We start from the raw sequence: 23,906 nt of genomic DNA, 5'->3' as shown, positions 1-23,906 counted from the left end.
CTTATCTGAGCAAGTCATGATCCCTAGCGTATGTTTTCATATAGGATTTACTCCTAAATGCTCCGCCTTTGGCCATTCTGTAAAGTTTACGATAGGTTGTTTTATTAATTTCCCTGTTTTCCCTCATATCTTTCAAATCAGTTCTGAGAGCCCTTATCGTAGTCATCCATGCTTTTTTCTTAGGGTTACGAGCTCCTTTAGCTCCTTTTATGCTACCCCTACCTTTCCTTCTACCTTTACTTTTTTGTTCCGCAATTTTCTTTGATCTGAAGCTGCTTATTCCTTTTTTTGGCTTAGCTTTTATGGCTCCGCTGTCTATCAACTGTTTAACACTTTCTCTAGTAATAGCCCGTGATACTTCTTCAACAGTTTCAGGGTCTATCCAGACCTTGTTAACTCCTACTTTGAGTATGTCTGCAGCTAATCTCTTTTGAGTAGTAAGATTCATAAAGAAACCTCCACATCAAACATTTAAGTTTGATCAACATTTTACCTGAAAATTTTTTTCAATGAAATTAATATATTTCATTGGATCTTCAGGATTTTTTTGAATCTATATAGTCGTTAAAACGACTTTTTTTGCATTTTTGCAAATCATTTATTTTCATGATTTTGCACAATCTTTTCCCTTCGCAATGCTGCTGGTTATTTATTAATTTGACATCTTCAGTTTTCATTGATCAATTTAATGTTCTACACATTTTTTTTCAATTCTACTGAAAATGTATTTAAATAACTCCTTAAACCATTGAAATTTGGTTTAAAGCCCCTTGTTCAAGATTTTTATTTTAAGTTCCCTTGCCTTTTCAAGCATGGTTATCTTCTTTCTGGTACCTACAGTGGAGCTGATCCTACCTGCCTGAGTACTTGGATCCAGTTTTTCAAGTTCTGCAACATTGCAGACAAGAATATCTTCGAATCCTGAAGGGTGAAGTCCCCTTAAATTTCTTGGGGTTCTGTAACCAATAGCGGGCATAGCCGGCTTTCGTGCCTCATATCTTCTTCTTTTACTTGTTTTACCCTTGGGTTTCCTGTATGTTTCCCCGAGTTTTTTGTACCTGAACCATTCTTGTCTTTTGAAGTTTGGTTTTTTGGTTTTTCTTATCATCATGGGATCACCGTTTATTCCTTGCTAACAAGGTATATTCCATCCTGGAACACCCTTGGGTCTCTTCCCTTTATTTTTGTAGCCTGTTCCATGTTGGCCATTGTCTGCCCAACATGTTCCTTGTTAATTCCGCTGACTATAACTTCGTCACCTTTAATCTGGACTTTAACATCCCCAACTATTTTAGATGATCTTGGATGCCTTTCACCAAGGAAGTTTTCGATGGTAATTTTATTTCCAGCAGTTTTAACTGTCATTGGGAAATGAGCGTAAACAATTTTCATATTGTAAGTAAACCCATCTGTTAATCCTATGATCATGTTCCTGATATGGGATCTTATGGTTCCTAACATGGCTTTATCCTTCTTTTTAGGGAAGCGTGCTTCAACCACTACTTTTTCATCTTCTACTTTAATCTGGATGGATTTATTGTTGAAGTTCCGTGTTAGAGTTCCCTTTGATCCTTTAACGGTCACTGCTTTGTCTACTGTGACATCTATTCCTTCTGGAATTGGGATTTCCTCCCTAAGAATCGTTACTTGAGCCATTTTATCACCTTAGTAAACATATACGAGTAATCTACCGCCAATACCCTTTTCTTTGGCTTCCCTGTGAGTCATAATACCCTCGGGGGTTGTTAATATAATTGTTCCAAAGTTTTTGGATGGTAGAAACCTCTTTTCAAATTTTTCAAATTCATCTTTCTTAACGGCGTGTCTTGGCTTTATTACACCGCACTTGTTTATGTTTCCTTCTAATTCGACCATGAACTGTCCTGCTTTGTCATCGTCGACGAATTCAAATTCACCGATATATCCTTCTTTTTGCATTGTCCTTAAAACATGGCCAATCATCTTGGATGCGGGTCGGATTGTACATCTTTTATTTCCCTGCATCTCGTTGTTTCTCATGTTTGTAAGTGCATCTGCAAGAGGATCCATAAGAGTCAAATTATACACCTCTTAGTTATATTTTTTAAATCCAATTCTAGCTGCAAGTTCTCTGAAGCATTGTCTGCACAACATAAGATTGTACCTTCTGACTAAAGCTGAATGATCATTACATCTGCTGCATTTCCTTGAAGCTTTTCCGTATTTTCTTGGCAATTTATCACCTATTCTATATTAACCTGGAATTCTTTCTTCATGAATTCCATTGTCTCTTCTTTCGTGACCTGGTGTTTACTTGGAACTTTTTTGTGCTGGATCCTTCTTCTTTTAATCCTGTAACCTGGTTTTTCAAAGGTTACTGCAACGTTCATACCAAATATACCTATATCAGGATCGTAACGCATTCCTGGAATGTCAATGTGCTCTTCTATACCGAATGCAACATTACCTTGCACATCAAACTGGCTGGCTTTTAACCTGTTTCCAATTCCATCAAGTACCATTTTAACAGCTTTATCAGCTTTTTCATTTCTGAGTGTAACTTTACATGCTATTGGCTGTCCCTTCCTTATTCCAAATTCAGGGTTGGTGACCTTACTTATGGTTCTTACCGGTTTCTGGTCTGTGATGTTTACTAGGAGTTGCTCAGCCCTTGCAAGTCTTTCTCCACTTTCGCCGACTCCAATGTTCACTGTTGCCTTTGCTATTTTCACGCCTTCCATCTGGTTCATTTACTTGCCCCCAGGTAGTGAAATAACTGGCTTATCTGTTCCAAGAACAAATACATAGTCTGCTAGTGTTAGAAATGTTCCATCGTCTGTCTCTATCTCTACAGTGTTTGGTTTGGATGATTTGGTTATGTTGATTTCTTTAACTTTACCAAGTTCTCCTATGTGTTTACCACCAGTAATGAGACCGACTGTACCACTTTCGAATTTTATGTGATCGGTAACTGTTTGATCTGGAATTTCCACAACAACAACATCTCCAGAACTGTATGCTTTTTCAACAACGGAGTTTCTTCCATCGTGGAGATTGAGTTGTGTTTTACCACCTTTTATTGTGGATATATCTGTGATCATACATAGTTTAAATTCTGCATTTTCCTTGCTTATTGGATGCAGTATGAGTCTTCCCTTGTGATCTGGAAGTACCCTGTAAACCTTTTCAGCTTTAGGTAATGAAATTACATCCATGAATCCCACTGGAAATTTGTAATCCTTTCTTGCACGGCCGTCCACAAGTATATCACCGTTGTTGATGATTATTTTTGCTTCCCTTGCATTGTCTGCAACCTTTAAAATGTCCCTTACAACAATGAGTAATGGTAATGATTCCTCAATTGCATGTGGTCCTGCACTTGGTTTTACAGTCCACTTATCCTCTTTAGGGTGAATGGGCCAGTGCACTGGTGATTTGAATCGTTTAAGATGTTTTCTTGATCCCATCTTTGCCATGTTATCCCTTCCTCTCTACTATATCGTTTCTTTCATTGTCTTCCATATCGAGTTCAATGATCATCAAATTTGATGGATGAACTGAATGGTAGACTTTGTTACCATCGGGTTTCTGTACTGACATACCCTCAATCATGACACGATAATTTTTAAGGTCCACTTTTTCAACTTTTCCTTCGTGGTCCTTGAAATCGCCACGCATAACCTTTACTGTGTCACCTTTTTTAACAGGAAGAGATCTTCTACTGTACTGCTCCCTGAGTTCTTCAGCAAGTGTTACGCTCATTAATTTATGGCGTATGTGTAATGGTGCCTTATAAATAAATTTCCTCTGTTTTCTTGGCTGTGTTGACATATATTATCACCTTTAATTTTATACTATGATGCTGGCAGCACTTCCAATAGCAGGCCATCTGTCAGCAGCTTCCTTTGCTATAGGTCCCCTTATTTCTGAACCTTTAAGCACACCTTCAGGACTTACTATCACTGCAGCGTTATCTTCAAATTTGATTCTTAAGCCGTCAGCCCTTTTGAATTCTTTTTTCTGTCTGACCACAACAGCTGTTGTGACCTCTTTTCTCATGTCAACGGTACCTTTTTTAACAGTAATTACAATCATGTCACCGACACCGGCAGGTGCTAATCTTCTTCTAACACCCTTGTATCCTTTAACTGCTATGATTTCTACTTCCCTTGCACCGGTGTTGTCTATACACTGTAATCTTGCACCTATTGGGAGTGCTTTTGTAACGTTGGAGGTAATTGCCTTCATTTTTACTCTTCTCCCTTAACTTCCACCAATACGAAATGTTTGGTTTTGCTCAAAGGTCTGCATTCTGCTATTTTAACAGAGTCTCCAATCTTAACTTCAAAACAGTCAGGTTTGTGAGCGCTAATCTTTGATTTCCTTTTTTCATATCTCTCGTATTTACTGATGAATTTATAATAACTCCTTTCTACTGTAATGGTCCTTTCTGCCTTATCACTTGTAACTATTCCTTCAAGAATTTGACCCCTCACTGGGAGGGTTCCATGAAAGGGACAGTTGGGATCATCACATTCTATTTTTGGTTCTTTAACATCGATACCAACCATTTTATCACCTGATATGTCCTTTTATTTTATTAATATACAATTTAAAATTTTATTGTTGAATTTTTTATGAGTATGTTCCATGAGATTGATTGTTTTTATTGCATGCTTTCAAAACTTTCTGAATTTCTTTTTAATTCTGTCTTCAGGGCGAGCAACGATTATGCTTCCGTCAATTTCAACAACCGTATTATCTGGCAGTGTGAATTGAAAAGTTACAACGTTTTTAGGGATGATTTTTTCACATCCCTCAACATCCTCCACCTTAATGGTGTTTTTTGTTTCGTCGATAACTTCTCCTTTGATTCCTGTAAAACCTTCATGTGAGCTTTTAACAACCTCAACATTCAGTCCCACAAGTTCGTGCCGGAATATGTTTTGTGGAGTTATCATGTTCCACCATGGAATTTATGGTAAGACATAGGCAAAAACATAGAAATTTTCCATGTTTCTATCTGCGTCTTTTTCTTCCCCTATCTTCTCTGTCTTTTATCTCGATGGTGTCTGAAGAAAAGCCCATGTTAGCCAGAACTTCTTTGACCCTTCTTTTATGGTCACCTTGAAGTTCGATTTGGCCTTTTTTGGCTGTTCCTCCACAGGCACATTTTGCCTTAAGTTCCTTTGTTAGTTCCTTTATATCAATATCGTGCTCATCTATACCCTCAACAATGGTCATCAGTTTTCCGAATCTTCTTCTAACTGTATAGACCTTTACCTTTTGAATTTCTCTGGCTATCTCCTCGCAGACGCAAAGTTCTTCAGGAAGACCGCATATCTCACAGACTTTCATCGATTTTATTTCTCCTGCTGTTTTTCATTCATTATGGTAAGGACACGTGCGATTGTTCGTTTAAGTTCCTTTATTTTACCTGGATTTTCATAAACCCCTGCAGCGGCACTCTTTGAGATATTCTTAGAATGTTCAGCTTTGAGTTCATCCAGTTTCTTCTGGATCTCATCCATCTCCATTACCCGTATTTCCTTGCTTCTTAATATTACCATTTCTCTACATCCTTTTATAACTTGTGATAATTTCACACAGATTATAGTTTATTCTGATTTATCGCCCTTTTCAGTGGTTTCTTCTGTTTTAGAAGCTTCCTGAGTTTTGGATTCATCATCATCTTCAGGTTTGGTTTCTTCTTCAGATTCCTCTTCTACTGGAGCCTCTTCAGTGGTTTCAGCTTTTGCTTTTTCCTCTACAGATTCTTCAGATGATTCTTCAACTGGAGCTTCTTCAGTGGTTTCAGCTTCTGGTTCTTCAGATGCTTTTTCAACTGGAGCCTCTTCTATTGTTTCTGGTTCCTCTGAAACTTCTTCCAGTTCTTCTACTGCTTCTTCGATGATGTCTACTTCTGCTGATTCTTCTGCTGCTTCTTCAACAATTTCTTCCACAACACTTTCAACTGTTTCCATCTTATCTGGTGTTGCTTCTACTTCAACAGTTTTTTCAACAACAGGTTCTTCAATTTCAATCTGTAAGATTTCAACTTTATCTGGTAAAACTACATCTGGAGGCATTATTCGAACGTTAATTCCAAGAACACCTGGCTTGAGTTGTACTGTTGCAAATCCATGTCTCACAAATCTGATGGATGGTTCTCCACATTTTTTGATGTAACCATCTGAAAATTTGGCACATGCAGATCTTGAACCCCTTATTTTACCAGAGATGGTTACTTCTACACCCTGGGCTCCTGCGCCCATAATTCTACGTAGTGCAGTGTAAGCAACTCTCCTGAAATGCATTCCCCTCTGGAGCATGGCAGCTATTTTATGTGCCATTATCTTAGGGTTGAGTTCTGGTATGTCGACCTCTTTAACCTCTACTTGAGGGTTTTCGAGACCGTAACCGGTTTTAAGATTTTGGGTTATGCTTCGGACGGTTTTTCCACCTCGTCCTATTACCATACCTGGTCTTTCTGCGTAAACAACAACCATTGTACCGAGAGGAGTTACTTGAATTTCCATTCCACCGTAACCTGCCCTTTCAAGCTCGTTTTCAAGGTATTCGTCTATTCTTGTTCTTTTAAGTCCTTCTGTTACGAAATCCTTTTCAATCATTGAATCTATGCCTCCCCTAGAACTACTTGTATATGGGTTGTTGGTGTGTTAAATGGACTAGCCCTTCCAAATGCCCTTGCAGTCCATCCCCTTATGATGTAACCGCGGTGGCTGGATATATGAACTATTTTAAGGTCTTCTGTATTTAGGCCCTTGTATTCTGCATTTGCCTCGGCGTTATCCAGTACCTGAAGTATATGTTCAGCTGCTTTTACTGGGTAACGTCCTGTTGGCCATCCTACAAGCCCTCTTTTATGTCCTACTTTTTTATTGTGTCTTTTAAATGGTACAGGAGTTTCTTTTTTCATAACTCTCTCTAGGAATTCCTTTGCATCGTCGAGGTGCATTCCCCTTATGGTACGGCATATCTCAACAGAATGCTTTGGGGAAATCTTAAGAGCTTTCCCTGCAGCCTTTGCTGTTTTTCCTTTGTACTCATCTTGATAAGCGTATTCGATCTTCGCCATTGTAACTTCTCCTTATTTAAGCGGCACAAACATGGATGATCTTGTTGCACCCATACCTGGATCTCCGTGCTGAACCCTCTGTCTAGTGATTGCAAATTCACCAAAGTAACATCCAATCATTTCTGGTTGAATAGTTACATTAACAAATTCCTTTCCACTGTAGATTCCGAAGGTCATTCCAACCATTTCAGGAAGTACAATCATGTCTCTGCAGTGTGTTTTTATTATCTGTGGCCTACCATCCTTTCTAGGTCCATCTTTTTTGATCTTCCTTATCTTCTCCAGAACCTTCTTTTGCCTAGGCAAAAATCCTCTTTTGAGGGATCTTCTCTGCCTTGATGGTAATAGTTGTATAACATTGTCCAGTGGCATGTCCTGCAGTTCTTCCAATGTGTAACCGCGATAGTTAAATACTTTTCTTGCCAATTAGTCTCCTCCTAATCCTTTTTTTATCCGTTTTATTCATTAATTTAATGGAGAATTATCTCCTTCTACCGGTTCTGCTAGCTGCTATTGAACCGACCTTTCTTCCTGCTGGTGCATGTCTTGATATTGTTGTAGGTTTACCAGGATGCTGCCTGTTTCCTCCACCATGCGGGTGATCCACTGCGTTCATTGCCACTCCTCTGACACTGACGTTCTTCTTACCCTTGGCTTTAAGTGCATGGTATCTATTACCTGCCTTAAGGAATGGTTTCTCCTTTCTTCCTCCACCTGCAACGACACCTACGGTGGCTCTGCAGCGGGGGTTGAATGCCTTTAATTCACCTGATGGTAATTCAACAATTGCCTTACCAACATCGTGTGTTATTAAAGAAGCGTAAGTTCCTGATGATCTAACGAATCTACCGCCATCACCAGGATGTTTTTCTAAGTTGTAAAGTGGTGTACCTTCAGGAATCTCTGCTAGTGGTAATGAGTTTCCAGGGTTAATTGGTGCTGAAATTCCACATGCAACTTCATCATCAATCTGTATTCCTTCAGGTGCTAAAATAAGACTTTTTTCTCCATTTTCAAATTTTACAAGTGCTACAGGAGCTGTTCTACCAGGGTCGTGTATAATATCTTTTACTTTACCCTTCAGACAGCCTTCCTTTTCAAGATCATCATAGGATCTGTAGGCTATTTTTCCCCTGAATCGGTGTGATGCACTCTTGTAAGTAGGAGTTCCTCTTCCTCTTCTCTGGATTATTAATCGTTTTCCCATTTTATTTCCTCCGTTGGGGTGTTAAGTGTCCATACTGGATTTAACATGATATAGTTATGATAAGAATAATACCTAGAATACTCCCATTTTAACTGCTATATCCTCTGCACTGTGTTCTGCAGCCAGTTTTATGTAGGCCAGTTTTTGTCCCTTTAATATCTGGGTGTTAACCCTTTCAACTTTAACAGCATAAAGATCCTCAAATGCGGACTTTATCACTGTTTTATTGGCAGTTCTGCGAACTACAAAGGTTAATTCATTCTTCTGATCAATTGAATTCATACTCTTTTCTGTTAGATGTGGTTTTATTATTACTGCGTAAGGATCCATTTTCACTACCCCTTTTAATTACTTGAAAAGTTCTCCTAACTTTTCTACAGCTGATTTTGTGTAAATAGTGAGTCTACCAGGATGTGTTCCGGGAGCCAGGAGTTCTGCGTTGAGATTGTTCACAACAACAACATCTACACCTGCATGGTTTCTTGCGCCGAGGCTAATACCCTTATCTTCTCCAACTACCACTAGGGGGCCTTTTGGATTTTTGTATTTCCTACCCCTCATTTTACCTCTTCCAGCTCTTATTGTTCGACCTGTTTTAGCTCTTGTAACATCGTCCATTAAACCAAGTTTTTCGAATATTTCACGGGTTTCTTTAGTTCTTTTAACTGTTTCGAGTTCGTCACCAATAACAAATGGTATTTGGTCTATGTTCGCTATTTTATGGCCCCTACCTTCAACCATTTCTCTGTTTGCGGTTGCTGCGACAGCTGATCTTATTGCGAGTCTTCTTTCCTTTCTGTTGATCTTCTCGTGTATGATCCTCTCTGTCTTAGGTGGGTGTGCCTTTCTACCACCAGTTGCCTGTGGTATGAATGCTGCCTTTGAACCTGCAGGGTGTCTTGATCCTTTAACACGTGGAACCATTGCTGCACCACGGCCTGAACCAAAGGATTTAGCTGTTGTTCTTTTACCTGCCTTTGGGTCTGTTCCCCATGGCTGTATCCTAGCTGTTTGTGATGATATAACCGCCCTTTTTATAAGGTCGGGTCTGAACACTTCCATGAAAATTTCAGGAAGTTCAATCTCTTCGACGACTTCGCCTTCCAATGAATAAACTTTGATCTTCTCCATTTAAATCACTCTTTATTAAGTTTAAACTCCCTGTTTTGAAGCTGTGCTTATGTATGTAATATTTGGTGCATCGTTATGTTTGCCTATTGGCCTTACAGCTTTTCTAAGCATTACAAGTCTTTTTGATGGTCCTGGTATTGAGCCTTTTAATACAACGTAGCCATTTTTAACTAGTCCATATTTAACAAACCCACCTTTTGGGTTTACCTCATCCACCTGGGAGGATTCAGCAATTTTTAGGATTTTCTTGTTGTATTCAGTCCTTTTATGGTATCCCATCTGACCAGCCATTGCAACTGTCCACATGGTTCTTGCAGGTGTCCATGGCCCAATTGAACCCACGTGACGTCCTTTACTGCTTCTTGCTGCTTTTCCGTACTGGATTCTGATACCGAACCTTTTAACAGGCCCTTGGAATCCTTTACCCTTGGTAACGGCTATGGTATCTACATGTTCACCGTCTGAAAATGAGTCTCCAGGGTTGATTTCCTTTCCTAGTACGCTTTGTGCAAATTCAAGTTTATCTTCAACGGATTTACCGCCTATTCCACATTCAATTATTTCTGGTTTCTTCTTTGGAACACTTGTGAGTCTTGGTTTGGTGTGTATAAGCACCCGTATATCCTCTACTTCATCAAGTTTTTCCTTCAATTCATCCAATTTTGCATCGGCATCGTCTTTCTTAGGCAAGGTTATTTTCCTTGCAAGATCCTCATGAAGACCAGTTGCCATGATGTCAGTCATTGTTTTTAACCCACGCGTGTCTTTTTTATAGGCACGTATACCCATTACAACTACAGGTGGTGTTTCCACTATAGTTACAGGGGAAGATACTTCCATTCCTTCGGTTGGTGAGTTTTTAACGTTGTCGAGCATGGTTAAATGGGTCATTCCCACTTTGTATCCTGGAAATCCTAAGAGACAAGCTTCTTCGGTTTCAGGCCATGATCTTATTTTTGGTGTTTCTTTGGCAGCTCGCTTTCTAGGACTGAATGCCACTGATCCACTTCTTGGTTGGTGATGTCTACTCATAATTTTACCTCCTTAATAAACTAATTTTCCAAATATCAGAGTTAATTTTTGTAAATCTGGTTTAAGAGCAAGTTAAACACAGATAAAGTTGATAACTACGTCTGAAACGTCAAACGCAGATAAAGTTGATTAGCTACATCTAGAGCAAATTAAACACAAATATATTTGTTTGTTACTCAGTGTTTAAAAGCAAGTTAAATACAGATAAAGTCGCTAAAACTGCTTCTTCAGTACGTACAGTTTTAGTTCCCTGTGAAGGGACTGTGTTAACTTCGAGATCTATAATTTCTTTTTCATTCTGACTAGAAATAAGTTCATCTAGGCCAGAATAAGGACCACCAAACAAAATTGCTGTGTGTTTGGAACCCTTTAATCTATCTTTTACTTCCTCTAAAACAGAAGTGATGGGCGTAGCATACCTTGAAGTTCCAATGACCAAATCTGGTCCTGGTTTCAATGTACGTATGCTTTCGTACAGGTTCTTATTGGTGGACAATACTTTATATCCCCAATAGAAATCAGGTACATCAGGATCTATTACTATTTCCTTCCCGAACTTTACTACCTTAAAGCTCATAACCTTATTTACGCTTAGTTTTTCTTTACAAAGCGCATTCCTATCAGCACCGATATCCACTACGGTACCTTTCTTAGTCCGTTTTAATGTCAATCCCTGTCTGTAGTCACCTTCACTGAGTTCTCCAGTTGGGTGATGGGGAGTTCTAAGTGGCGGAAGAATGCCGACATTTCGGAGCTCCCTTGTTATAGGAAATACCCTTTTTCTAAGGTATTGAGGCGTATTCATATAAGTGAGTACATCACTAATAAACTTTACCTCTTCTTTGTCTGAATTATCGCTGTAAATAACGATTCTGTCAGCCTTGAATATGGCTGCAGATCTTCCAATCAGTCCAATTTTATATGTTTTTATTCTTAAATCTTTCGTTTCAGATAATATTGATGCTGGAACGAAAATTGATAAACGCTTTCTTTCCATCTTTTAATGTTTGTTTTCCTGGCTTATATACTATATGGAGGACATTTTACAATTGATTAAAACCCCTCTAACAATATTTACCAAGAATTTTTCTATTTGAGTAACGAAAGAAGCTTAAAATCCCTCTTAAAAACTTGTTTGAAAAGAGATTAGTTATAGTATGTAAGTCTTAGCATATATACTCAATTTTTTTAGATTTTAATGCAATACAATATTATAAAGATAATTTGTTAAAATCAAAAGTCTGATGGTTGATATTTAATATTAATAATGAATTTAGGTCTAAATTATATATCATGATATTATGATTATATCATGATATTATGATCCCAAAAAAGGGAATACTAAAAAACTAATTTTATACCTTTTTTGTACATCAAATTATCAGTTATTCTATTAAAAATAAAAAAAATAGTATTAGAAGAATATTTCTTCTTTAGTGAATCTTAATTTGGGCATTTGTTTATCTGCAGGATATCCAATAGGAACCAATATGGTTGGCACCAGACTAGATGGAATTTCTAGAATTTTTGAATATTCTTCATTATTAAATCCCTGCATTGGACATGAATCAATACCGAGAGATTTGGCTGCATAAATAGCTGTAATGGCCGCTATAAACACATTACACTGAGCTTCATTAACTCCAGTTTCACTGTCAAAGTTACTTAGAAATATATTCATAATCATTTGGAATTGTTCTAAATTTTCTTCGGGAACACCGGCCTTCTTCATTAAATTGAGGGTCTTTTGAGCATTTCCATCCAGATCTGTATTGGCACAAAATACAAGTAAGTGGGAACATGTGATGATCTGAGCCTGTTCCATTGAAGCTGCAGATAATTTTTTCTTAGTTTCCACATCAGTAACAACTTTGATCTTCCATGGTTGTATGTTCAGTGCAGATGGTGCAAAACGTATCATCTCAAATAACTGCTCTAATTTATTTTCATCAATTATTTTACCATCAAATTTCTTAGTAGCATATCTAGACATTAATAACTCTTTAAACTCCATTTACTCACTCCCGTATTTCATAGACATTGAATTATATTTAAAAAAAAATATGAGATATTTTTATTTCAATTTGGATTTGTTAAAGCCGATAACCTTGTTCCAGTTTATTTTATCTTTTAAATAATTAATCCTCAGAAACTTCCTGGTTTTCAAGGGTTTCCTCGAGTTCTTCGAGTATTTCTTCAAGTTCATGTTTACGTTCCTGAACTATAGATAAAGTGTCAAGTAAAACATCCCGAAGATCGTTGGTGATGAGCACACTCCACATCTCATCCAAGTAGTTATACAGTGTTATTAAATTATCAGGAGATTCTTTATTTGTCTCCACATTATCTCTAACCAGTTGAACAAATACATCAAGCTCATTATCAAGGTGGTAAAGATTTTCAACGGTAAATGCTATTCTTTCTTCTATTTCTTGTTGTAACTCTTCCTTTAACAAACCTTCAACAGGTATAATTAATTCCCCTAAAGGATTTTCATCTGCCATATCCAATCATCTCCATAATTTTTATACTATATAATATATGATTCCATGGGAATAATAATTTTCTTTTAATTAAGGATTTTCTTAAGGATTTTCTTCACCTAAAAAATAATATTGCATCAATACCAGTGAAAAATCATATTATTATATTTTAATTTGGAAAAAAACTTACATTATGAGTATTAGAAATGTGATTATTAAATATTAAATTAATGGAGGAAGAATAAATGGTCAATGAAAAAAATTTATTGCTAGGTATACTAGGAATATTGCTGGGTATAATAGTTATTGTGTTCCCATTAATCAGCATTTTTACTGTTAATGCTATTGCAGGTATTGGAATTATATTTATTGGTATCTGGATTTTAATAAAAAGTTTGAAAAATGATAGTTTAGCAGCTGGTGCAGCCGGATTAATTGTTGCTGTATTTACTATAATGATGGGTATAGTATTTATTGGAGATATTAAAGCATTTGAATTCTTTACATTTATAGCATTATATGTTGTTGGATTTTTCATAGCATTAGCTGGAATAACATCACTAATCTCTGGAGAAGGACTTAAAGGAAAAGCAACAGGAGCTTTAGGCATTATAATTGGTATCCTTTTTGTTATAATAGGTACATATGCCGCCAATCCATTAGTATTAGCCGCTATGATAGGTGCATTCCTAATTATAGCAGGAATAATAGAAATAATCGCACCAGAAATGATCAATGCCCCTAAAACAGATAAATAATCAGTATTTGAATACAACCAAAAATTTCTTACATTTTTTTTTTTTAATCTTATTTTTTTTAGAACTCATTTAAAAACAAATTTATGCTTCAACTGTTCTAGATAATATTATGAATGCAAGAAACAGGCCGAGTATATTATGGCAGAACATACTCATTGTATTGATGATAATTGATGGGATACTACTCTTTTTAATTGTAATATCAATGAATTTAAGGGCATCAACCCTCCATAATATGGGTTTAATCGATTTATTGGTATCTCTTATCATTCTGTTGGTGTTTATTTGGAAAATTAAAGTAAATAAAACTTCTAAAGTCGATTTTCTTAAAAATAACTGGACAGATATCATTGCATTTATTCCAATCTATTTTATTGCATCAGAATTTGGAATGACATATCCCCATATTTTTATCAAGATATTTATAGTGATAAAACTGGTTGCAATGTATTTATTCATACAGAAAATTGGTTCAGAAGCCATAAAATATCAGGAAAAAACACGTCTTGATTATGCACTGGCCTTCTTCCTTGTGATTTTCTTTTTCTGTTCCTATGTATTTTACACAGCAGAACATGGTATAAATCCAGAAGTTGCAACTTACGATGATTCCATCTGGTTTGTTCTTCAAACAATTACCACTGTTGGTTATGGGGATATAATTCCCGTAACAGGTATAGGTAGGCTTATGGGTGTAATGTCCATGTTTAGCGCTCTTATACTTACAAGTATTGTAACTTCTGTTGCAACCTTTTCTTTGATAGAGAAGTTCAGAAAGGGAACAGAGATACTTGCAGAAAAAACCAGTTCCAATGTGAAAACTGTAAATGAAAAACTTAACCATATTAACACCCGTTTAGATGAACTTGATAAAATAAATGATATCAATATGAACATAGAAGATATGAAATCGGAAATCGAGAGTTTAAAGGAAATTATAAAAAATAAAAAGTAAATAATATTTGTTTGTAAATAAATTTACTTAAGGTAAAACATGATTTAAAAGAATAATGCAAATATTTAGGGGGATTGGGAATGTTTTTATCAGATAAAAAAAATTTGGATGAAATGGATGAGTCAGAAAGGGAATTCACAACAACCTATGGTAGCCGTTATTTCGCAAAAAGCGTACCCAAATATGAAATGCCAAAAACTGGTATGCCTGCAAGGGCAGCCTACCAAATTATACACGATGAATTGAATCTTGATGGTAATCCTTCTCTGAACTTAGCAAGTTTTGTTACCACTTGGATGGAACCTGAAGCAGATCTCTTGATAATGGAAAGCATCGGAAAAAACTATGTTGACAACGATGAATACCCCCAAACAGAAGTAATACAAGACAGGGTTGTAAACATGCTTGCAAGACTGTTCAACGCCCCAAATGATTGTAAATCAGTTGGAAGTGCAACAATAGGTTCTTCAGAATCTATAATGCTGGGACTTCTCGCCCATAAATGGACTTGGAAAAAAAGAAGAGAAGCCGAAGGCAAATCAGTTGATAAACCCAACATAGTAATGGGTGCAGATGTTCATACTGTATGGGAAAAATTTGCACGATACTTCGATGTAGAACTTAAACTCATACCTCTACGGGAAGATATATACACCATAACAGCAGAGGATGTAGTAGCAGAAATTGACGAAAACACTATTGCAGTTGGTGCGGTGGTTGGAACAACATTCACGGGGCAGATGGATCCAATAGAAGAAATTAACACTGCATTATTAGAAATTAAGAAAACCAAAGGATGGGACATACCCATACATGTTGATGGTGCAAGTGGAGGATTTATTCTACCATTCCTTATTCCGGATCTACAATGGGATTTCAGGTTGGAACAAGTAAGATCCATAAATGTATCAGGCCATAAATATGGGTTAGTATATCCTGGTATTGGTTGGTTAATATTTAAAGATAAAAGTGACCTGCCAGAAGAGCTTATTTTTAATATAAATTATCTTGGAGGGCTCATGCCCAACTACTCCCTAAATTTTTCAAAAGGCAGTAGTACAATTATTGCACAGTACTATAACTTCATAAGGCTGGGAATAGAAGGTTATACAGATATTATGAAGAATATGCAAGAAAATGCACGTTATCTTGCTTCAAAACTTGAGGCTACTGGTAATTTCAAGATAATAAATAAGAGAGTAATATTTCCACTGGTAGCTGTAGAGCTTCAAAACTGTGAATTTAATGCATTTCATCTTTCTGAAAAGCTTAGACAGAAGGGATGGATTGTACCTGCTTACACACTTCCACCAAATGCCAATGACATTGCTGTTTTAAGAATGGTTGTAAAAGAAAGTTTTAGTAAAGATATGGTTGAAATGTTCTTTGACGATATAATGGAATCAATTGAAAAGCTCAATCAGTCCAGTGAAGAAAGAAAAGAGATAATTGATAAAAAAGAAAATCCAACACTGCTTTATTAGAAAAATAATTCAGTTATTTTTTTTAGCGAAAATAAATTTAATAAATTTTTTTTTTATTCTTTTTGAATCAGATTTTTTCAGGATGGGTACGTTCTGGAAGTAGTAGTAATGCACCTATTAAGAAACATAGACCACCTGTAAATGTTCCAAGATTAACAAGAGTTATATTGACAGGATTGCCTGTTAGTGGAAGTATGAATGCGGAAATTGCAGAAATACCAAATGCTATTGACCCTATTAGGTTTAAAGCTGCTATTTGCCATGAAAGACTTCCGATTTTCCAGGAGAATAGGGAGTGTCCTACTTCTATCCAAACAAGTCCACTTGCAACTAAAAAGCATATTGATCCAAATGCATCAGGAGTCCATACTTGACTGTTTATCTGTTGGACAGTCATTAAGCTGTTCAGTGCATAAAAAGTACTGATATTGAAAAATATTGTTCCAATAAACTGGACAACTACAGCCAACCAATCAATTCTTCTTGGTTCCCATGTAAATAAACGTATTTTTTCCTTTAATTTTAAACCTTTAGGAGTTTGACGTGCATTTATTGTTTCAATATACTGAGCTAGGGCTGCTGTTGTGAAAAATAATGACCCAATAAAAAAAGTCATTCCATCCAGGTTATTACCAACAATTTTGGGATAGACTGGTGATGAACCCAATGTAAAACATACAGCGCCTATTGCAAAGATCACACCAACCCACCATCCTATTGCTTTAGGTGCCCACCATGTGGATTTGGTATCGCTGTCTAAAAGATTGTGATGTTTACGATGATCTCTTGAAGCCCATCCTATATGAGATCCATTAGGATGTTTAAGTATAGCCTTTGTTACAAATGGCCCTATGCCCTCTGCTTTAATACATGACCATCCTTCTGGTAGATCAAGTGAGGGAATATTACAGATTAATTTCTTTTCCTTCAATTGATCCCCCATTTTTCCTATTATTTCATTAATAAAAAATTAGATAAATGACTAGATATAATTCTACTTTTGTTTAGTTTGAGATTTATTAATAGTTTTTCTTCCTTCCTTTATTCCATACAAACCATAATGTACCAATGGATTTATATTTAAGTTCTTTAAATCAGCATTTTCTTTAATATAATAATCTCCATCAAAGTTGGGGTTTGGTTTTCTACCTTCCTTGTACCCGTAATATATATATTGCATTATAGGATCATCACCAGATGATCTGACATCAGGATTATTTTTCAGGTAGTATCCAATATCTAATAATTGCTTATTTTTTATTGCTCTATAACCTCTAATATTGATTATTGCATTTTTAATGCCTCTATTTTTCTTTTTTGTAAGAAGATAAACCATATAAAATTTTGTTTCAAGTCTTTGTTTAATGGTTCTCCCTTTATGATTTAGATACCCCATTTCGTATAGATCTGAAGATAATTTATTGATCTGTAAATTTAGTTTATGGATATGTGAGTGATATTTTTGTTTTAATTCCTCTAAGGTTAATTCTTTTTCTTTAATTAATCCACGTGACCTTTTTAATTCAGTATCAGTCTGATCCAGTTTCATTTTAGTTTTTTCTAATTCTTTCTTAACATTTTCTAAAAGATAGGTATCATCACTCATATCATTTATTTTGGTTTCTAACTCTTCTTCTTTAGGATACAAAATTCCATAAACCCCCATAATTTTACAATAAATCTTCTTTTAGTTTACTAAATATAATATTGATTATTAGAAATAAGTTTTGGGTTTAAATAATTTTTACATTAGATAATGTTAGTTTTAATAAAAAGTAAAAATCATACCGAAAATTGAGTATTCAAATTCGATTAGAAAAGTTGAAATAAATATATGAAATTCATTAATTTATTTTATAACCTTCTCTAAACATTACCCCACTATATTTCTGCTCTTAGTAGCACTACCTTCACATTTACCTTATCCTTTGTATGGAAATCATATGTCCGAGGTATTGGAAAGGTATAGTGAAACGCATGAGATATGGTTGCTCCTTCTTTTTTGAAGAAATTGGTGATAAATTCCTCTGTTTCCCCAATATGAAATGAATAAACAACAGGAGCAATTTCAAGGGCTTTTATTATGAACAATCGGTCAGCTCCTTTCCTGTTAGCTTTTTGAGCCCCAAATGGAGGGTTTTGTATTACTGTATCTGCAGTTTCATGGAAATCCTTAATGTCACTTGTTACAAAATTTGTTTTAGATTTAACACCCAGTTTTTCCGCCTGTGAATTTGCAATTGAGATTGCATCAATATCAATATCCACACCAACAGATTCTTCAGCACCCAAAAGTGCAGATCCAATTGCAAAGATACCTGTTCCACAACCAAGATCTACTACCTTCATGCCCTTAATATCACCAATTGAATTTGCATTCCATAGAACATCTGCAGCTATAACAGAAGGTGTTGAATACTGTTCAAGATTTATTTTTGGACTTTCATGGTATGGAATATCCTGTAAAACCATTTCGAGTTGTCTTTTTTTTGTGAACATTTAATCTCATCTTGTAATCAATAATTTAATGTATTTATTTTCGAATTATGATAATATATTTAGGGATATTATAATTTGCTTTAACGTGTTAATAGAAATATTCATAACAACTCATTTATAAACAAGGTTTGGTAATGGAAATGAAAATATAAAATTTATTACACAGTTCAAATAAAAATAAATATATAATAATTAGTTAAAAAAAGATTTTAAATCTAATAAACTTGTAATATGGGAAATAAAATTCTCAAGGAAGGATATCATGTTTAAAAAGGTCTTAATTGCCAATCGTGGTGAAATCGCAATAAGAGTAATGAGAGCGTGCAGAGAACTAGATATTAAAAGTATTGCAGTATACTCCGATGCAGATAAAAACTCTCTTTTTAGAAAATACGCCGACGAAGCATACAATATTGGTGAACCTGCACCTGCTAAAAGTTATTTGAATATTGATAAAATAATTGATGTAGCGCTTAAATCAGGAGCCGAAGCAATACACCCCGGATATGGATTTCTAGCAGAAAACTCCCTTCTGGGAGAAGAATGTGAAAAACATGGAATAAAATTGGTAGGCCCTAGTGGACGGGTTATTGAAGAAATGGGAAGTAAAATAACTTCTAAAAAGCTCATGAAAAAAGCAGGAGTTCCTGTAATACCTGGTGCCAGCAAAAGAATAGAAACAGCCGAAGAAGCAGCTAAAATGGCGGAAGCCATAGGTTATCCTGTTATTATTAAAGCATCTGCTGGTGGTGGTGGAATTGGTATGAGAACTGTCTACGAAGAAGACGAACTTGTAAGAGCCATAGAATCCACACAGTCTGTTGCTGCATCTGCATTTGGTGATTCAACTGTTTACGTTGAGAAATATATTGAAGAACCCCGACACATAGAATTCCAGATACTTGCAGATGAACACGGAAACACCATACATGTAGCTGACAGAGAATGTTCAATTCAAAGAAGGCATCAGAAACTTATTGAAGAAGCTCCTTCCCCTATAATGACCGAAGAACTCCGAAATGAAATGGGCGGCACTGCTGTGAAGGCTGCATCATCCATAGGATATACAAATGCAGGTACAGTAGAATTCATATATTCAGATGGTGAATATTACTTCTTGGAAATGAATACCAGAATTCAGGTGGAACATCCTATAACCGAAGTAATAACTGGAGTTGATCTTGTTAAAGAACAGCTTAAAATAGCTTCAGGTAAAGAATTATGCTGTGCTCAAGATGAAATATCGGTTAGAGGTCATGCCATTGAATGCAGAATAAATGCAGAGGATCCACTTAATGATTTTGCACCCAATCCTGGTAAAATTACTGGTTATCGTTCTCCTGGTGGTAATGGTGTTAGGGTAGATAGTGGTGTTTACAACAATTATACAATACCTCCATATTATGATTCAATGATATCCAAACTCATTGTATGGGGAAGAACCCGTAACGAAGCAATTGCACGTATGCAGAGGGCCCTATCAGAATATATAATTCTTGGTGTTAAAACAACCATTCCATTTCACAAATCAATGATGTCCAATCAACATTTCAAGGATGCAAGCTTACATACCCACTTTGTTGATCAGTACAAAAATGAGATTATTGAAAATATTGAAAAAGTTATCCAGAAGGATAAAGAGATGGAAGCTCGTCTTAAATCTACATTTTTACCTTCTAGAAAGGTTGCTGCAGTATCTGCTGCTGTATCAAGTTATATGGCCGATTCAATTAAAAAAACCGAATAGAATACTGGTAAGAGGATTTTAAATGACTAAAAAGAAAATATTAAAAACCCTTTACGAAAAAAAGGATGAATACATTCCTGTTGAAGAATTTGTAAATGAAACTGGTAAATCTCAAAAAGAGGTTGAGAATGAATTTCTCACACTTGAAGATGAAGGTTATATTATAAACTACTCTAAATCAGGTTATAGGCTCATAAAAACTCCAAATCTTCTGTTACCATATGAAGTGAAAAGGGAACTTAAAACAAACTTTATTGGTCATGATATTCATTATTTCAAAGAAGTAGATTCAACTAACGACGTAGCCAAGTACCTTGCCGAGGAGGGTGCAGAGGAAGGAACAATAGTTATAGCAGAAATCCAAAATAGAGGGAAGGGCAGAAGAGGTAAAACATGGATATCACCACCGGGAGGAGTTTGGATGTCCATAATACTCAGACCAGATATACCTCCTTTCAATGCACCGCAGCTAACACTGGTTACAGGAGTGGCAGTTGCAGAAACACTGCAAAAAGAATGTAACTTGGATGTGGGCATTAAATGGCCTAATGACATATTGATAGGAAATAAAAAGGTATGTGGTATATTAACAGAAGTTAATGCCAGTATTGAAAAGGTTAACTACGTTGTAGTTGGAATAGGAATAGATATGAATGTGGATGTTCCTCTGTTCCCACCAGACCTTCAGAAGGGTGCCACATCTCTTAAAAATGAATTAAACACAGAAATTAATGGGGCAATTCTTGTACAAAAGTTTCTACTAGAATTTGAAACTATATACAACGAATTTAAGGCAGGCAAATTTCCAGAAATTCTCAAAGAATGGCGTTCATTATCAAAAACAATCGGTAACAATGTTGAAGTAAGAACTAGGGGCAAAACTATACGTGGAGAAGCCGTGGGAATTAATAAAGAGGGAATACTAATATTGGAACTTGAAGATGGCAGTCTGAGAAAGATCATTTCTGGTGAGTGTCTACACATCAACAACAGTTAAAATACATCAAATATCTAATTTTAATTTTTTTTTATAATGATAGATAAATTAATACTTAATGTTAACAATATAATAATTATGTATTTAGCTAATTCAATACTTTAGAGGATCAATGAATAAAAAAATAATTACCATTATAACACTTTTTATAATAATTTTTGGGTTAGCTGTGTATTTATACAGTAGCAGTATTCATGTAACCCCATTGACCCAAGGCCCTAATATAACCTCTTCTGATAGGGTACTTATTGTTGCACCACATCCTGACGATGAAACAGTTGCATGTGGAGGATTAATAAGATACTGTGTTAAAAATAACATACCACTATCTGTTGTGGTTGTTACAAATGGTGGAAAAGGACATATGGGAGTTGTAAGGCATCAAGAGTCTATTAATGCAACTATGACTTTGGGACTTCCACCAGAAAATATAACATTTTTAGATTATCCCCAGGCACTTCAATATCTATTCAATGATAATTGGAACCATCCTTGGGAAGAAGATGGTAACTCCACTCAAAATGTATTTGCTTACCAAAAAAATGCTCTTAACACAGGAGATAACATTGAAAAAAATTTGGAAAGCACCATCAAGGATTTCAATCCAACCATAATTATTTATCCATATCCCAATGACGCAAATCCAGATCACTGGGGAACAAGTTCATTTGTTGAATATGCAACCAATAACCTCAATTATACTGGTAAAAAGTATAGCTATCCTGTACATGTTGCTTCGCAATGGCCATTTCCAAGATCATATTTTCCACAAATTAATCTGTTACCTCCTTCATTCCTGAAAAATCAAATTAATTGGCTAGTATTTCCAATAAATGATTCAGATGAAAAAATCAAATACAAAGCTATTAATAATTATAAAAGCCAATTACAAGGAGATCCGACCTTTTTATTATCATATGTCCGGAAAAATGAGTTGTTTATACCCTATGAACAGGATACTGTCCAGAAAAAGCCTGTTTCAATAGATTATATTAATAACAACCAATTTCCACCAACACTATTCAAGGATCCTGTTGGTGATACACTCGTTAAACCTCCCCTTGATACTTTTTACTCAACTGTAAGTAACCTCAATTTAATGGATTTAACAGATATTGGATTTGATGAAGACAATAACACTATCTGGATGTCATTGAAGACAGTGGGAGGTCCATCAAAAATAGGAATATACAATTTTCATATCCGGGGCTTTGGAAGTTCTGGTGTAAACAGAATAGATGTTAAAGTACAGAATGGAACCTGTAATTATGTGATGTTAGCATCTAACAGTTTAAAACCAGATTCATTGAAAGTTAAGGTTAATGATAATGGAATAATCATAGGCATACCATCAAATCTATTGAATGATCAAAAATACATGTTAAGTGTTGATGATATGAGAAACAATCAGTTCCTTGATAGAACTGGATGGTACACAGTAAATATTATATCATAATTTCAATATAATTGTTCAAAATATCAATTCACACTAATAATTGCAGATTCACCCATTGATCCTTTAATATGAAATTTTTTATCAATAAACTTCTCAGTCACATGGATATTGGTAACAGCATGCTGTGTAAGTTCAGATGTTTTAATAGTTGAATCACCTGCAAGTGCAAGATATGGAATGATCTGATCACCCATATATCTATCAACTGCAGACTTCCTTGAAATATTATATAAAATATCATTTGCAGCTTCATAGCCTATTATCTCGGCTTTTTTACCAGGTTCTCCTATTGAACTTCCACTTACAGAAGTTATTCCATTTGTCCATAATAAAATACCAGAACCTGGCCCCATAGCCCTTTGAGAATGATAAATTTCAATTTTTGATTTGTAACCTGCTTTTGACAATATCTCTTCAGCACTATTTGCCTGTCTCACTGCTACGTGTTCTGGAAGTTTAACTGCATGGGAAATTCCATTGATGCTGTTAAAATTCAATTCACATAAGTTTAATGGTCTCAATTTTTTAACTGGATCAATTTCAAGTTCAAAAATTCCCCCTCCACGAGGATAATGCCCTCTCTGTACCAGTTTAGGTTTTGCATCATATCCCATCAATTTTAAAACCGGTAAGGTAACATTTATGAGGTAATCTATACTTGGAGACCACCTAACATCGGTACCTCCAATAATTGTGATCTTCACAGGGCTGTCAGCAAAAACTGCAGGTACCATAAAAGCTTGGAGTATTAAAGTTATACTGCCCGCGGTTCCAATATCGATTTTAAAGTCTCCCCCTATCAGTTGATTGGGACTAAAAAACAGTTCAGTTGAACCTAATTCCAATCCACTAATTGATGCTCTTGATAAATCTGCAACAGCTTTTACAGCATTCAAATGTTGAGGCATAAGTCCTGGTTTTGGTCTTCCAGAACGTATATTAGTAATATGAACTGGTTTAGATGTTACAGCTGATAATGCCGTTGCAATTCTAAGAACAGCTCCTCCACCTTCACCGTATGATCCATCAACTTCGATCATTTTTATCACCAAATTTAAAAAAAGAATCATTCCATGATA

32 protein-coding genes and 1 pseudogene are annotated in these 23,906 nt (G+C 35.6%); 6 read left to right on the top strand and 27 right to left on the bottom strand.

All coding sequences use genetic code 11. The annotated features are described in order from the left end of the window. Position 1: 1 nt before the first annotated feature. The 23 genes and pseudogenes from K8N75_RS09370 to K8N75_RS09260 all read right to left on the bottom strand — a co-directional run bounded on the left by K8N75_RS09370 (position 2) and on the right by K8N75_RS09260 (position 12,952). A complete protein-coding gene (locus K8N75_RS09370) occupies positions 2-448 on the bottom strand; it encodes a 50S ribosomal protein L19e (protein WP_223791786.1) in 447 nt (148 codons plus the stop codon). Positions 449-760: 312 nt separating this feature from the next. Beyond that, complete coding sequence (locus K8N75_RS09365) at positions 761-1,108, bottom strand: 50S ribosomal protein L32e (protein ID WP_223791785.1); 348 nt, start codon at positions 1,106-1,108, stop codon at positions 761-763. A 14-nt stretch (positions 1,109-1,122) separates the two neighbouring features. Further along, positions 1,123-1,656 carry a 50S ribosomal protein L6 gene (locus K8N75_RS09360; RefSeq protein WP_048191025.1) on the bottom strand — a complete coding sequence of 178 codons (534 nt, stop codon included), beginning with the start codon at positions 1,654-1,656 and terminating at the stop codon, positions 1,123-1,125. A gap of 9 nt (positions 1,657-1,665) precedes the next feature. Then, positions 1,666-2,058: a 30S ribosomal protein S8 gene (locus K8N75_RS09355; protein ID WP_048191026.1), complete on the bottom strand. Its 393-nt coding sequence runs from the start codon at positions 2,056-2,058 to the stop codon at positions 1,666-1,668. Between the two features lie 12 nt (positions 2,059-2,070). After that, on the bottom strand, positions 2,071-2,214 hold the full coding sequence (locus tag K8N75_RS09350) for a 30S ribosomal protein S14 (protein WP_081882648.1): 144 nt from the start codon (positions 2,212-2,214) through the stop codon (positions 2,071-2,073). Positions 2,215-2,222: 8 nt separating this feature from the next. Next, the gene (locus K8N75_RS09345; protein ID WP_223791784.1) at positions 2,223-2,729 is read right to left on the bottom strand and encodes a 50S ribosomal protein L5; all 507 of its coding nucleotides are present in this window, start codon (positions 2,727-2,729) and stop codon (positions 2,223-2,225) included. Continuing rightward, positions 2,730-3,455 carry a 30S ribosomal protein S4e gene (locus K8N75_RS09340; protein WP_048191028.1) on the bottom strand — a complete coding sequence of 242 codons (726 nt, stop codon included), beginning with the start codon at positions 3,453-3,455 and terminating at the stop codon, positions 2,730-2,732. It lies immediately after the preceding gene. Between the two features lies 1 nt (position 3,456). Next, positions 3,457-3,810, bottom strand: a complete 354-nt coding sequence (gene rplX, locus K8N75_RS09335; RefSeq protein WP_223791783.1) for a 50S ribosomal protein L24 — start codon at positions 3,808-3,810, stop codon at positions 3,457-3,459. Between the two features lie 18 nt (positions 3,811-3,828). After that, positions 3,829-4,227, bottom strand: coding sequence for a 50S ribosomal protein L14 (locus K8N75_RS09330; RefSeq protein WP_048191030.1), 399 nt, complete (start codon positions 4,225-4,227; stop codon positions 3,829-3,831). A gap of 2 nt (positions 4,228-4,229) precedes the next feature. After that, positions 4,230-4,550, bottom strand: coding sequence for a 30S ribosomal protein S17 (locus K8N75_RS09325; RefSeq protein WP_223791782.1), 321 nt, complete (start codon positions 4,548-4,550; stop codon positions 4,230-4,232). Between the two features lie 108 nt (positions 4,551-4,658). Then, a complete protein-coding gene (rnp1, locus tag K8N75_RS09320; RefSeq protein WP_223791781.1) occupies positions 4,659-4,940 on the bottom strand; it encodes a ribonuclease P protein component 1 in 282 nt (93 codons plus the stop codon). Positions 4,941-4,998: 58 nt separating this feature from the next. Further along, the gene (gene yciH / locus K8N75_RS09315) at positions 4,999-5,337 is read right to left on the bottom strand and encodes a stress response translation initiation inhibitor YciH (RefSeq protein WP_048191033.1); all 339 of its coding nucleotides are present in this window, start codon (positions 5,335-5,337) and stop codon (positions 4,999-5,001) included. A gap of 5 nt (positions 5,338-5,342) precedes the next feature. Continuing rightward, positions 5,343-5,549 carry a 50S ribosomal protein L29 gene (gene rpmC, locus K8N75_RS09310; protein WP_048191034.1) on the bottom strand — a complete coding sequence of 69 codons (207 nt, stop codon included), beginning with the start codon at positions 5,547-5,549 and terminating at the stop codon, positions 5,343-5,345. 255 nt (positions 5,550-5,804) lie between these two features. Beyond that, positions 5,805-6,611: pseudogene (locus tag K8N75_RS09305) on the bottom strand (30S ribosomal protein S3); the annotation flags it as partial. A gap of 5 nt (positions 6,612-6,616) precedes the next feature. Continuing rightward, positions 6,617-7,078, bottom strand: a complete 462-nt coding sequence (rplV, locus tag K8N75_RS09300) for a 50S ribosomal protein L22 (protein ID WP_048191036.1) — start codon at positions 7,076-7,078, stop codon at positions 6,617-6,619. A gap of 12 nt (positions 7,079-7,090) precedes the next feature. Beyond that, positions 7,091-7,504 carry a 30S ribosomal protein S19 gene (gene rpsS / locus K8N75_RS09295; RefSeq protein ID WP_223791780.1) on the bottom strand — a complete coding sequence of 138 codons (414 nt, stop codon included), beginning with the start codon at positions 7,502-7,504 and terminating at the stop codon, positions 7,091-7,093. Between the two features lie 55 nt (positions 7,505-7,559). Further along, positions 7,560-8,285: a 50S ribosomal protein L2 gene (locus K8N75_RS09290; protein WP_048191038.1), complete on the bottom strand. Its 726-nt coding sequence runs from the start codon at positions 8,283-8,285 to the stop codon at positions 7,560-7,562. A gap of 72 nt (positions 8,286-8,357) precedes the next feature. After that, positions 8,358-8,615: a 50S ribosomal protein L23 gene (locus K8N75_RS09285; protein ID WP_048191039.1), complete on the bottom strand. Its 258-nt coding sequence runs from the start codon at positions 8,613-8,615 to the stop codon at positions 8,358-8,360. A gap of 18 nt (positions 8,616-8,633) precedes the next feature. Next, on the bottom strand, positions 8,634-9,416 hold the full coding sequence (gene rpl4p / locus K8N75_RS09280) for a 50S ribosomal protein L4 (RefSeq protein WP_223791779.1): 783 nt from the start codon (positions 9,414-9,416) through the stop codon (positions 8,634-8,636). Positions 9,417-9,437: 21 nt separating this feature from the next. Next, a complete protein-coding gene (gene rpl3p, locus K8N75_RS09275) occupies positions 9,438-10,448 on the bottom strand; it encodes a 50S ribosomal protein L3 (protein WP_223791778.1) in 1,011 nt (336 codons plus the stop codon). 172 nt (positions 10,449-10,620) lie between these two features. Further along, positions 10,621-11,445 (bottom strand): putative RNA uridine N3 methyltransferase, encoded by an 825-nt coding sequence (locus K8N75_RS09270; protein WP_223791777.1) that lies wholly within the window; start codon positions 11,443-11,445, stop codon positions 10,621-10,623. A 417-nt stretch (positions 11,446-11,862) separates the two neighbouring features. Beyond that, positions 11,863-12,462, bottom strand: coding sequence for a nitroreductase family protein (locus K8N75_RS09265; protein WP_223791776.1), 600 nt, complete (start codon positions 12,460-12,462; stop codon positions 11,863-11,865). Between the two features lie 124 nt (positions 12,463-12,586). Continuing rightward, a complete protein-coding gene (locus tag K8N75_RS09260; RefSeq protein ID WP_048191043.1) occupies positions 12,587-12,952 on the bottom strand; it encodes a hypothetical protein in 366 nt (121 codons plus the stop codon). 224 nt (positions 12,953-13,176) lie between these two features. Here K8N75_RS09260 and K8N75_RS09255 point away from each other — a divergent pair, with 224 nt between their 5' ends. From K8N75_RS09255 to gad, 3 genes are all read left to right on the top strand, one after another. Further along, positions 13,177-13,689, top strand: a complete 513-nt coding sequence (locus K8N75_RS09255; RefSeq protein WP_223791775.1) for a DUF308 domain-containing protein — start codon at positions 13,177-13,179, stop codon at positions 13,687-13,689. Between the two features lie 109 nt (positions 13,690-13,798). Further along, complete coding sequence (locus K8N75_RS09250) at positions 13,799-14,644, top strand: potassium channel family protein (protein WP_223791774.1); 846 nt, start codon at positions 13,799-13,801, stop codon at positions 14,642-14,644. Between the two features lie 80 nt (positions 14,645-14,724). Then, a complete protein-coding gene (gene gad, locus K8N75_RS09245) occupies positions 14,725-16,128 on the top strand; it encodes a glutamate decarboxylase (RefSeq protein WP_223791773.1) in 1,404 nt (467 codons plus the stop codon). Positions 16,129-16,195: 67 nt separating this feature from the next. Here gad and K8N75_RS09240 read toward each other — a convergent pair whose 3' ends face one another. The 3 genes from K8N75_RS09240 to K8N75_RS09230 all read right to left on the bottom strand — a co-directional run bounded on the left by K8N75_RS09240 (position 16,196) and on the right by K8N75_RS09230 (position 18,627). After that, positions 16,196-17,059 carry a hypothetical protein gene (locus tag K8N75_RS09240; RefSeq protein WP_223791772.1) on the bottom strand — a complete coding sequence of 288 codons (864 nt, stop codon included), beginning with the start codon at positions 17,057-17,059 and terminating at the stop codon, positions 16,196-16,198. 63 nt (positions 17,060-17,122) lie between these two features. Next, positions 17,123-17,776, bottom strand: coding sequence for a hypothetical protein (locus tag K8N75_RS09235; protein ID WP_223791771.1), 654 nt, complete (start codon positions 17,774-17,776; stop codon positions 17,123-17,125). A gap of 233 nt (positions 17,777-18,009) precedes the next feature. Next, positions 18,010-18,627 carry an METTL5 family protein gene (locus K8N75_RS09230; RefSeq protein WP_048191048.1) on the bottom strand — a complete coding sequence of 206 codons (618 nt, stop codon included), beginning with the start codon at positions 18,625-18,627 and terminating at the stop codon, positions 18,010-18,012. A 262-nt stretch (positions 18,628-18,889) separates the two neighbouring features. On the opposite strand from K8N75_RS09230, the gene K8N75_RS09225 reads away from it, so the two are divergent. The 3 genes from K8N75_RS09225 to K8N75_RS09215 all read left to right on the top strand — a co-directional run bounded on the left by K8N75_RS09225 (position 18,890) and on the right by K8N75_RS09215 (position 22,827). Beyond that, positions 18,890-20,374: an acetyl-CoA carboxylase biotin carboxylase subunit gene (locus K8N75_RS09225; protein WP_223791770.1), complete on the top strand. Its 1,485-nt coding sequence runs from the start codon at positions 18,890-18,892 to the stop codon at positions 20,372-20,374. A gap of 22 nt (positions 20,375-20,396) precedes the next feature. Then, positions 20,397-21,371, top strand: a complete 975-nt coding sequence (locus K8N75_RS09220) for a biotin--[acetyl-CoA-carboxylase] ligase (RefSeq protein WP_223791769.1) — start codon at positions 20,397-20,399, stop codon at positions 21,369-21,371. A gap of 112 nt (positions 21,372-21,483) precedes the next feature. Continuing rightward, the gene (locus K8N75_RS09215) at positions 21,484-22,827 is read left to right on the top strand and encodes a PIG-L deacetylase family protein (protein WP_223791768.1); all 1,344 of its coding nucleotides are present in this window, start codon (positions 21,484-21,486) and stop codon (positions 22,825-22,827) included. 23 nt (positions 22,828-22,850) lie between these two features. Here the strand turns inward: K8N75_RS09215 and rtcA are convergent, their stop codons facing one another. Continuing rightward, positions 22,851-23,867 (bottom strand): RNA 3'-terminal phosphate cyclase, encoded by a 1,017-nt coding sequence (gene rtcA, locus K8N75_RS09210; protein ID WP_223791767.1) that lies wholly within the window; start codon positions 23,865-23,867, stop codon positions 22,851-22,853. Positions 23,868-23,906: the final 39 nt, after the last annotated feature.

Source organism: Methanobacterium spitsbergense, from assembly GCF_019931065.1.
GTDB lineage: Archaea > Methanobacteriota > Methanobacteria > Methanobacteriales > Methanobacteriaceae > Methanobacterium_B > Methanobacterium_B spitsbergense.
The sequence above is the reverse complement of the archived record's forward strand: the minus strand, read 5'-3'. Positions and strand labels throughout refer to the sequence as shown.

Excerpts from the sequence above, each read along its gene's own strand:
- K8N75_RS09370 (WP_223791786.1), bottom strand. The coding sequence starts at position 448 with ATGAATCTTACTACTCAAAAGAGATTAGCTGCAGACATACTCAAAGTA.
- K8N75_RS09365 (WP_223791785.1), bottom strand. The coding sequence starts at position 1,108 with ATGATAAGAAAAACCAAAAAACCAAACTTCAAAAGACAAGAATGGTTC.
- K8N75_RS09360 (WP_048191025.1), bottom strand. The coding sequence starts at position 1,656 with ATGGCTCAAGTAACGATTCTTAGGGAGGAAATCCCAATTCCAGAAGGA.
- K8N75_RS09345 (WP_223791784.1), bottom strand. The coding sequence starts at position 2,729 with ATGAACCAGATGGAAGGCGTGAAAATAGCAAAGGCAACAGTGAACATT.
- K8N75_RS09340 (WP_048191028.1), bottom strand. The coding sequence starts at position 3,455 with ATGGCAAAGATGGGATCAAGAAAACATCTTAAACGATTCAAATCACCA.
- rplX (WP_223791783.1), bottom strand. The coding sequence starts at position 3,810 with ATGTCAACACAGCCAAGAAAACAGAGGAAATTTATTTATAAGGCACCA.
- K8N75_RS09330 (WP_048191030.1), bottom strand. The coding sequence starts at position 4,227 with ATGAAGGCAATTACCTCCAACGTTACAAAAGCACTCCCAATAGGTGCA.
- K8N75_RS09325 (WP_223791782.1), bottom strand. The coding sequence starts at position 4,550 with ATGGTTGGTATCGATGTTAAAGAACCAAAAATAGAATGTGATGATCCC.
- rnp1 (WP_223791781.1), bottom strand. The coding sequence starts at position 4,940 with ATGATAACTCCACAAAACATATTCCGGCACGAACTTGTGGGACTGAAT.
- yciH (WP_048191033.1), bottom strand. The coding sequence starts at position 5,337 with ATGAAAGTCTGTGAGATATGCGGTCTTCCTGAAGAACTTTGCGTCTGC.
- rpmC (WP_048191034.1), bottom strand. The coding sequence starts at position 5,549 with ATGGTAATATTAAGAAGCAAGGAAATACGGGTAATGGAGATGGATGAG.
- rplV (WP_048191036.1), bottom strand. The coding sequence starts at position 7,078 with ATGGCGAAGATCGAATACGCTTATCAAGATGAGTACAAAGGAAAAACA.
- K8N75_RS09290 (WP_048191038.1), bottom strand. The coding sequence starts at position 8,285 with ATGGGAAAACGATTAATAATCCAGAGAAGAGGAAGAGGAACTCCTACT.
- K8N75_RS09285 (WP_048191039.1), bottom strand. The coding sequence starts at position 8,615 with ATGGATCCTTACGCAGTAATAATAAAACCACATCTAACAGAAAAGAGT.
- rpl4p (WP_223791779.1), bottom strand. The coding sequence starts at position 9,416 with ATGGAGAAGATCAAAGTTTATTCATTGGAAGGCGAAGTCGTCGAAGAG.
- rpl3p (WP_223791778.1), bottom strand. The coding sequence starts at position 10,448 with ATGAGTAGACATCACCAACCAAGAAGTGGATCAGTGGCATTCAGTCCT.
- K8N75_RS09270 (WP_223791777.1), bottom strand. The coding sequence starts at position 11,445 with ATGGAAAGAAAGCGTTTATCAATTTTCGTTCCAGCATCAATATTATCT.
- K8N75_RS09265 (WP_223791776.1), bottom strand. The coding sequence starts at position 12,462 with ATGGAGTTTAAAGAGTTATTAATGTCTAGATATGCTACTAAGAAATTT.
- K8N75_RS09260 (WP_048191043.1), bottom strand. The coding sequence starts at position 12,952 with ATGGCAGATGAAAATCCTTTAGGGGAATTAATTATACCTGTTGAAGGT.
- K8N75_RS09255 (WP_223791775.1), top strand. The coding sequence starts at position 13,177 with ATGGTCAATGAAAAAAATTTATTGCTAGGTATACTAGGAATATTGCTG.
- K8N75_RS09250 (WP_223791774.1), top strand. The coding sequence starts at position 13,799 with ATGAATGCAAGAAACAGGCCGAGTATATTATGGCAGAACATACTCATT.
- gad (WP_223791773.1), top strand. The coding sequence starts at position 14,725 with ATGTTTTTATCAGATAAAAAAAATTTGGATGAAATGGATGAGTCAGAA.
- K8N75_RS09230 (WP_048191048.1), bottom strand. The coding sequence starts at position 18,627 with ATGTTCACAAAAAAAAGACAACTCGAAATGGTTTTACAGGATATTCCA.
- K8N75_RS09225 (WP_223791770.1), top strand. The coding sequence starts at position 18,890 with ATGTTTAAAAAGGTCTTAATTGCCAATCGTGGTGAAATCGCAATAAGA.
- K8N75_RS09220 (WP_223791769.1), top strand. The coding sequence starts at position 20,397 with ATGACTAAAAAGAAAATATTAAAAACCCTTTACGAAAAAAAGGATGAA.
- K8N75_RS09215 (WP_223791768.1), top strand. The coding sequence starts at position 21,484 with ATGAATAAAAAAATAATTACCATTATAACACTTTTTATAATAATTTTT.
- rtcA (WP_223791767.1), bottom strand. The coding sequence starts at position 23,867 with ATGATCGAAGTTGATGGATCATACGGTGAAGGTGGAGGAGCTGTTCTT.